General features: G+C 63.0%; 14 protein-coding genes and 1 tRNA gene. All 15 read left to right on the top strand.

From position 1 onward, the window contains the following. The first annotated feature begins 117 nt into the window (after positions 1-117). Positions 118-1,101, top strand: coding sequence for an NAD(P)H-quinone oxidoreductase (locus NX782_RS16680; RefSeq protein ID WP_258846602.1), 984 nt, complete (start codon positions 118-120; stop codon positions 1,099-1,101). Positions 1,102-1,219: 118 nt separating this feature from the next. Next, complete coding sequence (tpiA, locus tag NX782_RS16685; RefSeq protein ID WP_258846603.1) at positions 1,220-1,996, top strand: triose-phosphate isomerase; 777 nt, start codon at positions 1,220-1,222, stop codon at positions 1,994-1,996. A 25-nt stretch (positions 1,997-2,021) separates the two neighbouring features. After that, entirely contained in the window at positions 2,022-2,462 is a 441-nt protein-coding gene (gene secG, locus NX782_RS16690) for a preprotein translocase subunit SecG (RefSeq protein ID WP_258846604.1), read from the top strand. Between the two features lie 226 nt (positions 2,463-2,688). Continuing rightward, positions 2,689-2,773 (top strand) — tRNA-Leu (locus NX782_RS16695). A gap of 205 nt (positions 2,774-2,978) precedes the next feature. Continuing rightward, positions 2,979-3,338, top strand: a complete 360-nt coding sequence (locus NX782_RS16700) for an NADH-quinone oxidoreductase subunit A (protein ID WP_230029838.1) — start codon at positions 2,979-2,981, stop codon at positions 3,336-3,338. A gap of 3 nt (positions 3,339-3,341) precedes the next feature. After that, positions 3,342-3,818: a NuoB/complex I 20 kDa subunit family protein gene (locus NX782_RS16705; RefSeq protein ID WP_135190173.1), complete on the top strand. Its 477-nt coding sequence runs from the start codon at positions 3,342-3,344 to the stop codon at positions 3,816-3,818. A gap of 18 nt (positions 3,819-3,836) precedes the next feature. Then, positions 3,837-4,430 (top strand): NADH-quinone oxidoreductase subunit C, encoded by a 594-nt coding sequence (locus NX782_RS16710; RefSeq protein ID WP_258846605.1) that lies wholly within the window; start codon positions 3,837-3,839, stop codon positions 4,428-4,430. Next, positions 4,430-5,683: an NADH-quinone oxidoreductase subunit D gene (locus NX782_RS16715; protein ID WP_258846606.1), complete on the top strand. Its 1,254-nt coding sequence runs from the start codon at positions 4,430-4,432 to the stop codon at positions 5,681-5,683. Before NX782_RS16710 ends, NX782_RS16715 begins: the two co-directional genes overlap by 1 nt. Positions 5,684-5,695: 12 nt before the next feature. Continuing rightward, positions 5,696-6,172: an NADH-quinone oxidoreductase subunit NuoE gene (nuoE, locus tag NX782_RS16720; protein ID WP_258846607.1), complete on the top strand. Its 477-nt coding sequence runs from the start codon at positions 5,696-5,698 to the stop codon at positions 6,170-6,172. Next, entirely contained in the window at positions 6,169-7,464 is a 1,296-nt protein-coding gene (nuoF, locus tag NX782_RS16725) for an NADH-quinone oxidoreductase subunit NuoF (protein WP_258846608.1), read from the top strand. The genes nuoE and nuoF overlap by 4 nt, the downstream gene beginning before the upstream one ends. Positions 7,465-7,485: 21 nt before the next feature. Continuing rightward, entirely contained in the window at positions 7,486-9,831 is a 2,346-nt protein-coding gene (gene nuoG / locus NX782_RS16730) for an NADH-quinone oxidoreductase subunit NuoG (protein ID WP_258846609.1), read from the top strand. Between the two features lie 5 nt (positions 9,832-9,836). Continuing rightward, positions 9,837-10,919 carry an NADH-quinone oxidoreductase subunit NuoH gene (gene nuoH, locus NX782_RS16735; protein ID WP_258846610.1) on the top strand — a complete coding sequence of 361 codons (1,083 nt, stop codon included), beginning with the start codon at positions 9,837-9,839 and terminating at the stop codon, positions 10,917-10,919. Between the two features lie 13 nt (positions 10,920-10,932). Beyond that, entirely contained in the window at positions 10,933-11,421 is a 489-nt protein-coding gene (gene nuoI, locus NX782_RS16740; RefSeq protein ID WP_258846611.1) for an NADH-quinone oxidoreductase subunit NuoI, read from the top strand. 36 nt (positions 11,422-11,457) lie between these two features. After that, on the top strand, positions 11,458-12,126 hold the full coding sequence (locus tag NX782_RS16745; protein ID WP_258846612.1) for an NADH-quinone oxidoreductase subunit J: 669 nt from the start codon (positions 11,458-11,460) through the stop codon (positions 12,124-12,126). Continuing rightward, complete coding sequence (nuoK, locus tag NX782_RS16750; protein ID WP_036168632.1) at positions 12,123-12,431, top strand: NADH-quinone oxidoreductase subunit NuoK; 309 nt, start codon at positions 12,123-12,125, stop codon at positions 12,429-12,431. Before NX782_RS16745 ends, nuoK begins: the two co-directional genes overlap by 4 nt. The last annotated feature ends 33 nt before the right edge of the window (positions 12,432-12,464 follow it).

The raw sequence follows: 12,464 nt of genomic DNA on the forward strand, positions 1-12,464 counted from the left end.
TAAGTTGCGCAATGGTAGCGTTATCAGCAATCTTCGCGCCGGCGTACGCTTGGTGACGGGTTGCCGGTGGCGTACAATTGCTACTTATTTAACAGGCCTTTCTGGCCCAACATTCACATGCGCGCCATCGAAATTACCCAGCCCGGCAAGCCGGAAGTCCTGCAATCCTGCGAACGCCCGCTGCCCGTCCTCAAGGCCGGCGAAGTCCTGATCCGCGTGCTGGCCGCCGGCGTCAACCGCCCGGACGTGTTCCAGCGTCTCGGCCAGTATCCGGTGCCGCCGGGCGCCTCCGACCTGCCGGGCCTCGAAGTGGCCGGCGAGATCGTCGACGGCGACTTGGCCGGCAGCGGCTTTGGCAAGGGCGACCTGGTGTGCGCACTGGTGCAAGGCGGTGGCTATGCCGAATACTGCGCCGCCCCGATCGCGCAGTGCCTGCCGGTCCCGAAGGGCTTGAGTCCGATAGAGGCCGCCGCCTTGCCCGAAACCTTCTTTACCGTCTGGAGCAACGTGTTCCAGCGGGCCGCCCTGCAGCCGGACGAGACCTTGTTGGTGCAGGGCGGCAGCTCGGGCATCGGCACCACCGCAATTCAGCTGGCTGCCGCAATGGGACACCGTGTATTCGCGACCGCCGGCAGCGACGATAAGTGCCGCGCCTGCGAACAGCTCGGCGCCGAACGCGCGATCAATTACCGGACCGAAGATTTTGCGGCCATCGTCAAGGAGCTGACGGGCGGGAAGGGCGTCGACGTCATCCTCGACATGGTCGGCGGCGACTACATCGGGCGCGAGATCGCCTGCCTGGCCGACGACGGCCGCATCGCCCTGATCGCACTGCTTGGCGGCGCCCGTACCGAAGTCGACCTCGGCCAGATCCTGCGCCGCCGCCTGACGATCACCGGCTCGACCCTGCGCCCGCGCCCGGTCGCCTTCAAGGCGCAGATTGCGCGCGAATTGCGCGAACGCGTCTGGCCGCTGATCGAGGCCGGCAAAATCAGGCCGGTGATCCACCGCGTGTTCCCGCTGGATCAGGCTGCCGAGGCGCATACGCTGATGGAGAGCAGCGCCCATGTCGGCAAGATCATGCTCAACGTCGCCGGTTGAGACAACGAATCCCCACAACTTTGGAAGCAACCATGAAAAACATGCACTTGGTCAAGGTTCGTTTGACCGTCCCAGCAACGACCGCTAAAATAGCGGGTTATTTGACGGTGAGGTTCTGATGCGGTCCAAGCTCATCGTAGGCAACTGGAAGATGAACGGCAGCCGCGCGGCCAACGCCGCACTGCTCGAGGGCATTGCGGCAGGCATCGACGGCGTGCAGTCGGCGATTGCCGTGTGCGTACCGGCGCCGTATCTGCAGCAATGCGAAGATACCCTGAAGGGCAGCACCATCGCCTGGGGCGCGCAGGACGTGTCCGCGTATGAAGGCGGTGCCTATACCGGCGAAGTGTGCGCGAAGATGCTGTGCGACTTCGCCTGCCGCTATGTGATCGTCGGCCACTCGGAGCGCCGCGCCTACCATGGCGAGAGCAGCGAGCTGGTGGCCAAAAAGGCGCTGGCGGCAATGAAGGAGGGGCTGACCCCGATCGTCTGCGTCGGCGAAACGCTGGAGCAGCGCGAAGCGGGGCAGACCTTCGACGTGGTCGGCGCCCAGCTCGGCGCGGTGCTGGCGCAGCTGCCGCCCGCCGCCGTGGAAAAGATCGTGGTCGCCTACGAACCGGTATGGGCGATCGGCACCGGCAAGACGGCAACGCCGGAGATGGCGCAGGAAGTCCATGCCCGCCTGCGTGCGCAACTGCAGGCGCGGGCCGGCGAGGCGGCGGATAGCGTCGCCATCCTGTACGGCGGCAGCATGAAGCCGGACAATGCGCGCGAACTGCTGGCCCGGCCCGATATCGATGGCGGGTTGATCGGTGGGGCGGCGTTGAAGGCCCAGGATTTTCTGGCTATCATCCATGCCGCTGAGCATTGCAGCAGAAACGAATTTGCAACGTAGTAGTTAACCTTGGAATGGAATAATAATGAACGTGTTGTTCAATCTGATCGTTGTTCTGCAGGTCGTGTCCGCACTGGCCATCATCGGCCTGGTGCTTGTCCAGCACGGTAAGGGCGCCGACATGGGCGCCGCCTTCGGTTCCGGTGCCTCCGGCAGCCTGTTCGGCGCCAGCGGTTCTTCGAACTTCCTGTCGAAGTCCACCGCGATCGCCGCAGCGATCTTCTTCTCCGCCACCCTGGCGCTGGCCTACTTCGGTACCAGCCGTCCGGCGGCGAGCGTGAGCGGTGGCGTGATGGAGCGCGCTCCGGCCACTGCCCCGGCGAACAATGCGGGCAATGCCGTTCCGAACACTGCGCCGGCACCGGCTGCCGCACCCGCGGTACCGGCTGCCACGCAGGATGTGCCGACGGCACCGGCTGGCCAGGCGGGCGCGGGATCGACTGGCGCCCCGGCACCGGCCAAGTAATTCGAAGTTCCGATCCGCACGGCAAAAGCGGACCCCTCCGTGCAGGCTTGCACGGGGTGGTGTAGTATCGGTGGGTTCTCTCCGCCAGCAAGCCCTGGCGGCTTCTCGACCCGCCAGGCTGTGAATACAGCGAAAAGTAAGTAGAGAAAAAAACAGTATTTCCTTGTGTTAGCGCAATTTGAGCATTGAAAAATAGTGCTAAGGCAGGGTAGAATACTGGTCTCCAGCCGACGTGGTGAAATTGGTAGACACGCTATCTTGAGGGGGTAGTGGCGCAAGCTGTGCGAGTTCGAGTCTCGCCGTCGGCACCAAGATGCAGAAGCCAGCTAGGGCGCAGGGGTTCGCTCCTTGCCTTAGCTGGCTTTTTTACGAGGATCTTCAAAGATTCCGGTTGTAAATCTTCCGGGATGTTTGATCGTGCGATCCTGGTCGTAGGCCCAAAGCCAGGATTGTCCGATGCGGTGCTGCAGCCATGCAGTGTTTTATCAACCGATCGTTCAATAAGGCTTCTCTGCTGTGAACCTCGAGAATTACTTCCCCGTCCTTCTGTTCCTCCTTGTCGGTATCGGCGTTGGCGTCGCTCCGCAAGTCCTTGGCCGCATCATTGCGCCGCACCGTCCCGACGCTGCCAAGCTGTCGCCGTACGAATGCGGTTTCGAAGCTTTCGAAGATGCGCGCATGAAATTCGACGTCCGGTACTACCTGGTCGCGATCCTGTTTATTTTGTTTGATCTGGAAACGGCATTCTTCTTCCCATGGGGCGTCTCGATGCGCGACCTGGGCTGGCCTGCGTTCGTCACGATGATGGTCTTCATCGCCGAATTCGTCGTCGGTTTCTGGTACATCTGGAAGAAAGGTGCCCTTGATTGGGAATAAGCCATGGCTATTGAAGGCGTTTTAAACGAAGGTTTTGTTACCACCACAGCCGATAAGCTGATCAACTGGGCCCGTACCGGTTCGATGTGGCCGATGACGTTCGGCCTGGCTTGCTGCGCGGTCGAGATGATGCACGCGGGCGCCGCCCGCTACGACCTGGACCGCTTCGGCGTCGTGTTCCGTCCGTCCCCGCGCCAGTCCGACGTGATGATCGTCGCCGGCACCCTGTGCAACAAGATGGCGCCGGCACTGCGCAAGGTCTACGACCAGATGGCCGAGCCGCGCTGGGTCATCTCGATGGGTTCCTGCGCCAACGGCGGCGGCTACTACCACTACTCTTACTCGGTCGTGCGCGGCTGCGACCGCATCGTGCCGGTCGACGTCTACGTCCCGGGTTGCCCGCCGACCGCGGAAGCACTGCTGTACGGCATCATCCAGCTCCAGAACAAGATCAAGCGCACCAACACCATCGCGCGATAAAACCAAGCAGCTAACACCATGACGACAAAACTCGAAGTCCTTGAGCTCGCCCTGAAGAATGCGCTCGGCGAGCGCGCCGCCATTTCGTCGGCGCTCGGCGAAGTAACCGTGGTAGTCAAGGCCGCCGACTATCTTGCTGCGATGCAGACCCTGCGCGACGACAAGACGCTCGCGTTCGAAGAAATGATCGACCTGTGCGGCGTCGACTACCTGAACTACGGCGAAGGCGAGTGGGATGGCCTGCGCTTCGCGGTGGTGACCCACCTGCTGTCGATCGAGCACAACTGGCGTGTGCGCGTCCGCGTGTTCTGCCCGGACGACGAAATGCCGCTGGTGCCGTCGATCACCGGCATCTGGCGCAACGCCAACTGGTTCGAGCGCGAAGCGTTCGACCTGTTCGGCATCCTGTTCGAAGGTCACGGCGACCTGCGCCGCATCCTGACCGACTATGGCTTCATCGGCCACCCGTTCCGCAAGGACTTCCCGATCTCGGGTTACGTCGAAATGCGCTACGACCCCGAGCAGAAGCGCGTGATCTACCAACCCGTGACGATCGAGCCGCGTGAAAACATTCCGCGCGTGATCCGCGAAGAAACCTACGGGATGAAATAATGGCTGAGCTTAAGAATTACACCCTGAACTTTGGTCCGCAGCACCCGGCAGCGCACGGCGTGCTGCGTCTCGTGCTGGAGCTGGACGGTGAAGTCATCCAGCGCGCCGACCCGCACATCGGCCTGCTGCACCGCGGCACCGAAAAGCTGGCGGAAACCCGCACCTATCTGCAGTCGGTGCCGTACATGGACCGTCTCGACTACGTGTCGATGATGTGCAACGAGCACGGCTACGTGCTGGCGATCGAGAAGATGCTGGGCATCGAAGTGCCGATGCGCGCCAAGTACATCCGCACGATGTTCGACGAGATCACCCGCATCCTGAACCACCTGATGTGGCTGGGCGCGCACGCGCTGGACATTGGCGCCATGGGCCCCTTCCTGTACGCCTTCCGCGACCGCGAAGACCTGTTCGACGTCTATGAAGCGGTGTCGGGTGCGCGCATGCACGCGGCCTACTACCGCCCGGGCGGCGTGTACCGCGACCTGCCGGACCAGATGCCGCAGCACAAGCCGTCGCTGGTGCGCAGCCAGCGCGCAGTGGACGAGCTGAATGAAATCCGCCAGGGTTCGGTGCTGGACTTCATCGACGGTTTCACCAAGCGCTTCGACGGTTATGTCGACGAGTACGAGACCCTGCTGACCGACAACCGTATCTGGAAACAGCGTACCGTCGGCATCGGCGTGGTGACCCCGGAAGACGCGAAGGGCATGGGCTTCTCGGGCCCGATGCTGCGCGGCTCGGGCATCGCCTGGGACCTGCGCAAGGTCCAGCCGTACGCGGCCTACGACCAGGTCGAATTCGACGTGCCGGTCGGCACCAACGGCGACTCCTACGACCGCTACCTGGTCCGCGTGGAAGAGCTGCGCCAGGCCAACCGCATCATCAAGCAGTGCGTCGCCTGGCTGCGTGCGAACCCGGGCCCGGTCATGATCGACAACCACAAGATTGCGCCGCCGTCGCGCGTCGACATGAAGTCGAACATGGAATCGCTGATCCACCACTTCAAGCTGTTCACCGAGGGTTTCCCGGTGCCGAAGGGCGAGGCGTATGCCGCCATCGAGCACCCGAAGGGCGAGTTCGGCATCTACATCGTGTCGGACGGCGCCAACAAGCCGTACCGCCTGAAGATCCGTACCCCGGACTACGTGCACCTGCAGAGCCTGGACGAAATGGCGCGCGGCCACATGATCGCCGACGCCGTGACGATCATCGGTACGCAGGACATCGTTTTCGGTTCGATCGACCGATAAGGAAGAGAAGAAATGTTATCTGAGCAGTGCTTACAAAAAATCGACCGCGAGCTGGCCAAGTATCCGGCTGACCAGCGCCAGTCGGCCGTGATGGCCGCGCTGGCCCACGCCCAAGTCGAAAAGGGATGGCTGTCGCCGGAAACGATGCAGGAAGTGGCCGACTACATCGGCATGCCTGCCATCGCCGTGCAGGAAGTGGCCACCTTCTACAACATGTACAACCTGAAGCCGGTCGGCAAGAACAAGATCACCGTCTGCACCAACCTGCCGTGCGCACTGTCGGGCGGCGAACGTGCCGGCCAGCGCATCAAGGACGCGCTGGGCATCGACTACCGCGGCACCACCGAAGACGGCAAGTTCACGCTGCTGGAAGGCGAGTGCATGGGCGCCTGCGGCGACGCACCCGTCATGCTGGTGAATAACCACCGCATGTGCTCGTTCATGAGCGACGAAAAAATCGACGCCCTGCTGGAGGAACTGAACAAATGACCAGCCTGCACGACCGCCACATCAATCCGCTGATCCTGAAGGATCTGAACGGCGACAACTGGCACCTGGCCGACTACGTCAAACGTGGCGGCTACTCGGCCCTGCGCAAGATCCTGGAAGAGGGCATCACGCCCGAACAGATCATTGCCGACCTGAAGACCTCCGGCCTGCGTGGCCGCGGCGGCGCGGGTTTCCCGACCGGCCTGAAGTGGAGCTTCATGCCGCGCCAGTTCCCGGGCCAGAAATACCTCGTCTGCAACACCGACGAAGGCGAGCCGGGCACGTTCAAGGACCGCGACATCATCCGCTACAACCCGCACGCGCTGATCGAAGGCATGGCCATCGGTGCGTACGCGATGGGCATCACCGTGGGCTACAACTACATCCACGGCGAGATCTTCCAGGAATACCTGCGCTTCGAAGAGGCGCTGGAAGAGGCGCGCGCCGCCGGCTTCCTGGGCGATAACATCATGGGTTCGCAGTTCTCGTTCCAGCTGCACGCGCACCACGGTTACGGCGCCTACATCTGCGGCGAAGAGACCGCGCTGCTGGAATCGCTGGAAGGCAAGAAGGGCCAGCCGCGCTTCAAGCCGCCGTTCCCGGCCTCGTTCGGCCTGTACGGCAAGCCGACGACGATCAACAACACCGAGACCTTCGCAGCCGTCCCGTTCATCCTGAACCTGGGCGCCGCCGAGTACATGGCGCTGGGCAAGCCGAACAACGGCGGCACCAAGATCTTCTCGATCTCCGGCGACGTCGAGCGTCCGGGCAACTACGAAGTCCCGCTGGGCACCCCGTTCGCCAAGCTGATGGAGCTGGCCGGCGGTATGCGCGGCGGCAAGAAGATCAAGGCGGTCATCCCGGGCGGTTCGTCGGCACCGGTGATCCGCGGCGAAGTCATGATGGACACCGACCTGGACTACGACTCGATCGCCAAGGCCGGTTCGATGCTCGGTTCGGGCGCCGTGATCGTCATGGACGAGACCCGCTGCATGGTCAAGTCGCTGCTGCGCCTGTCCTACTTCTACTACGAAGAATCCTGCGGCCAGTGCACGCCGTGCCGTGAAGGCACCGGCTGGATGTACCGCATGGTGCACCGTATCGAAAACGGCCAGGGCCGTCCGGAAGACATGGACTTGCTGAACAACATCGCCTTCAACATCAAGGGCCGCACCATCTGCGCCCTGGGCGATGCCGCGGCAATGCCGGTCGAAGCGATGATCAAGAACTTCCGCGAGGAATTCGAATATCACATCGAGCACAAGCACTGCCTCGTGCCCGCATACCTTTAAACCAGGTCAGGTAACGATCAAATGGTTGAAATTGAATTAGACGGCAAGAAAGTAGAAGTCCCACCAGGTTCCATGGTGATGGACGCCGCGAACAAACTGGGAACCTACATCCCGCACTTCTGCTATCACAAGAAATTGTCGATCGCAGCGAACTGCCGCATGTGCCTGGTGGAAGTGGAAAAAGCACCGAAGGCGATGCCTGCCTGCGCGACCCCGGTCTCGCCGGGCATGATCGTGCGCACCCACAGCGACAAGGCGGTGGCCGCACAGAAGTCGGTGATGGAGTTCCTGCTGATTAACCACCCGCTGGATTGCCCGATCTGCGACCAGGGCGGCGAATGCCAGCTGCAGGATCTGGCGGTCGGCTACGGCAAGAGCAACTCGCGCTACGAAGAAGAAAAACGCGTGGTGACGCCGAAGGAAGCCGGTCCGCTGATCTCGATGGAAGAGATGAGCCGCTGCATCCAGTGCACCCGTTGCGTGCGCTTCGGCCAGGAAGTGGCCGGCGTGATGGAATTCGGCATGGTCGGCCGCGGCGAGCACTCGGAGATCACCACCTTCGTCGGCAAGACCGTCGACTCCGAAGTCTCGGGCAACATGATCGACCTGTGCCCGGTCGGCGCGCTGACCTCGAAGCCTTTCCGCTACTCGGCACGTCCGTGGGAACTGCAGCGCCGCAAGTCGGTCTCGCCGCACGATTCGCTGGGCACCAACCTGATCGTCCAGGTCAAGGGCGGCAAGGTGATGCGCGTGCTGCCGCTGGAAAACGAACACATCAACGAGTGCTGGCTGTCGGACAAGGACCGCTTCTCCTACGAGTCGCTGGACAACGCCGAGCGCCTGGTCAACCCGATGGTCAAGCAGGACGGCAAGTGGATCGACACCGACTGGCAGACCGCCCTCGAGTACGTCGCCCACGGCATCCGTAACATCCGCCACGAGCACGGCGCCGACAGCATCGCCGCCGTCGCGACCCCGCACTCGACCGTGGAAGAACTGTACCTGCTGCAGAAGGCCATGCGCGGCTTCGGCATCGAGAACGTCGACTTCCGCCTGCGCCAGAGCGACTTCGCGCTGGACGGCCAGGTCGTCCCGCACCTGGGCATGCCGATCGCCGACCTGTCGACCGTGAAGCGCGTGCTGGTCATCGGTTCCTTCCTGCGCAAGGACCACCCGCTGGCCGCCACCCGCCTGCGTACCGCCGTCAAGTCGGGCGCCAAGCTGTCCATCGTCCACGGTTCGGACGACGACAACCTGATCCCGACCGCCGGCCGCCTGATCGCCGCACCGTCGGACTGGCTGGCTGCGCTGTCGAGCATCGTCGTGGCCGTAGCAAGCGCCAAGGGCATCGCTGCTCCGGCCGGCTTCGAAGGCATCGAGGCTTCGGATGAGGCGAAGGCCATCGCCGCGACCCTGGTCGTCGAGAACGCCGCCGACCTGCCGGGCGCTGTCCTGCTGGGCAACGCCGCCGCGCAGCATCCGCAAGCCTCCGCGCTGCACGCCGCCGCCCAGTGGATCGCCGAGCAGACCGGCGCCAGGTTCGGCTACTTCGTCGACGCCGCCAACACCGTCGGCGGCTACCTGGTCAACGCGACCTCGAAGAATGCCCGGGTTACTGGTGACCTGTTCGCGCAGCCGAAGAAGGCCTACGTGCTGCTGAACGCCGAGCCGGAACTGGACGCCGCCAACCCGCAGCAAGCCATCAAGGCCCTGCAGGGCGCCGACATGGTCGTCGCGATGTCGGCCTTCAAGCACGGCATGGACTACGCCGACGTGCTGCTGCCGATTTCGCCGTTCAGCGAAACTGCAGGTACGTTCGTCAACTGCGAAGGCCGCGCACAGAGCTTCAACGGCACCGTCAAGCCGCTGGGCGAGACCCGTCCGGCCTGGAAAGTGCTGCGCGTGCTGGGCAACCTGCTGGGTCTGTCGGGCTTCGATTACGAAAACTCGGAATCGATCCGCGACGAAGCGCTGGGCGGCAAGGGCGCCGACCTGACCACCAAGCTGAACAACGTGGCCAAGCTGGCCCCGACCGCGGCCAAGTTCTCGACCGACGCGGATGCCAAGCTGGAGCGCCTGGCCGACGTGCCGATCTACTTTGCCGACGCCCTCGCGCGCCGTTCGGAACCGCTGCTGCGCACCGCCGACGCACAGGCCCCGCTGGCCACCATCTCGGCCAAGCTGGCCGAGGTGCTGGGCGTGAAGGCCGGCGACATGGTCACCGTGCAGCAAGGGGAGGGCAGTGCGACCCTGGTCGCCGCCATCGACAAGCGCCTGCCGGCCAATGTCGTGCGCGTGGCCGCCGCTCACCAGCTGACCTCGTCGCTGGGCGCCATGTTCGGTCCGATTTCGATTGAAAAGGCTTAATCAAAATGTCGATGCCTGACGTACTCAATAGTTTTTATACGGGCGGCGAAGCCCTGGTAGGTCCGACCGCCTGGACCTTTGCCTGGACGCTGCTGAAAATCGTGGTGATCCTGCTGCCGCTGATGGGCCTGGTGGCCTATCTGGTGCTGTGGGAGCGCAAGCTGATCGGCTGGATCCACATCCGTGTGGGTCCGAACCGCGTGGGCCCGCTGGGCCTGCTGCAGCCGATCGCCGACGCGCTCAAGCTGCTGCTCAAGGAAATCGTGGTCCCGGCGAAAGCCACCCCGAGCCTGTTCATCATCGGTCCGATCATGACCATCATGCCGGCGCTGGCCGCATGGGCCGTCATTCCCTTCGGTCCGGAAGCGGCGCTGGCCAACGTCAACGCCGGCCTGCTGCTGCTGCTGGCGATCACCTCGATGGAGGTGTACGGCATCATCATCGCCGGCTGGGCTTCGAACTCGAAGTACTCGTTCATGGGTGCGATGCGCGCATCGGCCCAGATGATCTCCTACGAGATCCCGATGGGCTTCGTGATGGTGGTGATCCTGATGGTGTCCGGTTCGCTGAACTTCTCGGACATCGTCGGCGCCCAGACCCGCGGCCACTTCGCCGGCATGGGCATCAACGTGCTGTCGTGGAACTGGCTGCCGCTGCTGCCGCTGTTCGTGGTCTACATCACCTCCGGCCTGGCCGAGTGCAACCGCCACCCGTTCGACGTGGTGGAGGGCGAATCGGAAATCGTGGCCGGCCACATGGTCGAGTATTCGGGCATGTCCTACGCGATGTTCATGCTGGCCGAATACGCCAACATGATCCTGGTCGCGACCCTGGCATCGATCATGTTCCTGGGCGGCTGGCAGGCACCGTTCTCCTTCCTGGAATTCGGCGCGCTGGGCGGCTTCTTCTGGCTGTTCGCGAAAGCCTTCCTGGTCGTGTCGCTGTTCGTGTGGGTGCGCGGTACCTTCCCGCGTTACCGCTATGACCAGATCATGCGCCTGGGCTGGAAAGTGTTCATCCCGCTGACCCTGGTGTATCTGGTCCTGGTCGCCGGCGTCATGCAGACGTCGTGGAACCCCTGGAAGTAAAGAGGCGCAACAAATGACTCGAGTAAAAGACTTTTTCGGCAGCCTGATGCTGTCCGAACTGATCAAGGGCCTGGCGCTGACCGGTAAATACGCGTTTTCGCGCAAGATCACGGTGCAGTACCCGGAAGAAAAGACCCCGATCTCGCCGCGTTTCCGTGGCCTGCACGCGCTGCGCCGCTACCCCAACGGGGAAGAGCGCTGCATCGCCTGCAAGCTGTGCGAAGCGGTATGCCCGGCGATGGCGATCACGATCGAATCGGCGCAGCGCGAGGACGGCACCCGCCGCACCACGCGCTACGACATCGACCTGACCAAGTGCATCTTCTGCGGTTTCTGCGAAGAGTCCTGCCCGGTCGACTCCATCGTCGAAACCCAGGTGCTGGAATACCACGGCGAAAAGCGTGGCGACCTGTACTACACCAAGGAGATGCTCCTGGCCGTGGGTGACCGCTACGAAAACGAGATCGCCGCCGCCCGTGCTGCGGACGCGAAGTATCGCTAATAACGGTAAATAAAAATAAGGGCTCCTGCGTAAGTCATGGAATTCACAACTGTTCTGTTCTACGTGTTCTCGGCGATCATGATCGTCGCCGGGTTGCGCGTCATTACCGCCAAGAACCCGGTTCACGCCGCGCTGTTCCTGGTGCTCGCGTTCTTCAACGCTGCCGGCATCTGGATGCTGCTCAAGGCCGAGTTCCTGGCCATCGTGCTGGTGCTGGTCTATGTCGGCGCCGTGATGGTGCTGTTCCTGTTCGTCGTGATGATGCTTGACATCAACATCGACCGCATGCGCGAAGGTTTCTGGGGCTACCTGCCGCTGGCGTCCGGTATCGGCGCGCTGGTCGTGCTGGAGATGGCTGCCGTGCTGTGGCGCGGTTTCCTCGGCACCGCCGAGGCACCGGCCGAGGCTGCCGTCGGCCACATCGGCGGTACCCGTGAGCTGGGCCGCCTGATCTACACCCAGTACATCTACGGCTTCGAAATCGCCGGCCTGATCCTGCTGGTGGCGATCATTGCCGCCGTCGCGCTGACCCTGCGCAAGCGCAAGGACACCAAGGCCATCGACCCGGCCCTCGCGGTCCGCGTCAAGCGTAACGACCGCCTGCGCATCGTGAAGATGCAAACCATCGACCAGAAGGCGATCGACGCCGCCGCAGTGGCCGCCGCCGCTGCCAAGGCCGAAGCCGCCAACAAGGAGAATCCATGACTCTGTCGCTCGCTCATTACCTGATCCTGGGCGCGATCCTGTTCGCGATCTCGGTGGTCGGCATTTTCCTGAACCGGAAGAACATCATCATCCTGCTGATGGCCATCGAACTGATGCTGCTGGCAGTGAACCTGAACTTCGTCGCCTTCTCGCACTATCTGGGAGACGCGGCAGGGCAGATCTTCGTGTTCTTCATCCTGACTGTCGCGGCCGCCGAATCGGCGATCGGCCTGGCGATCCTGGTGGTCCTGTTCCGTAACCTGGACACGATCAACGTGGAAGACCTCGACAGCCTGAAGGGCTGATCGGTTTGTTCTGTGAACTCCTCGATAAACAAG

The sequence above is a fragment of the Massilia norwichensis genome (genome assembly GCF_024753245.1).
Taxonomy (GTDB): Bacteria; Pseudomonadota; Gammaproteobacteria; order Burkholderiales; family Burkholderiaceae_D; genus Telluria; species Telluria norwichensis.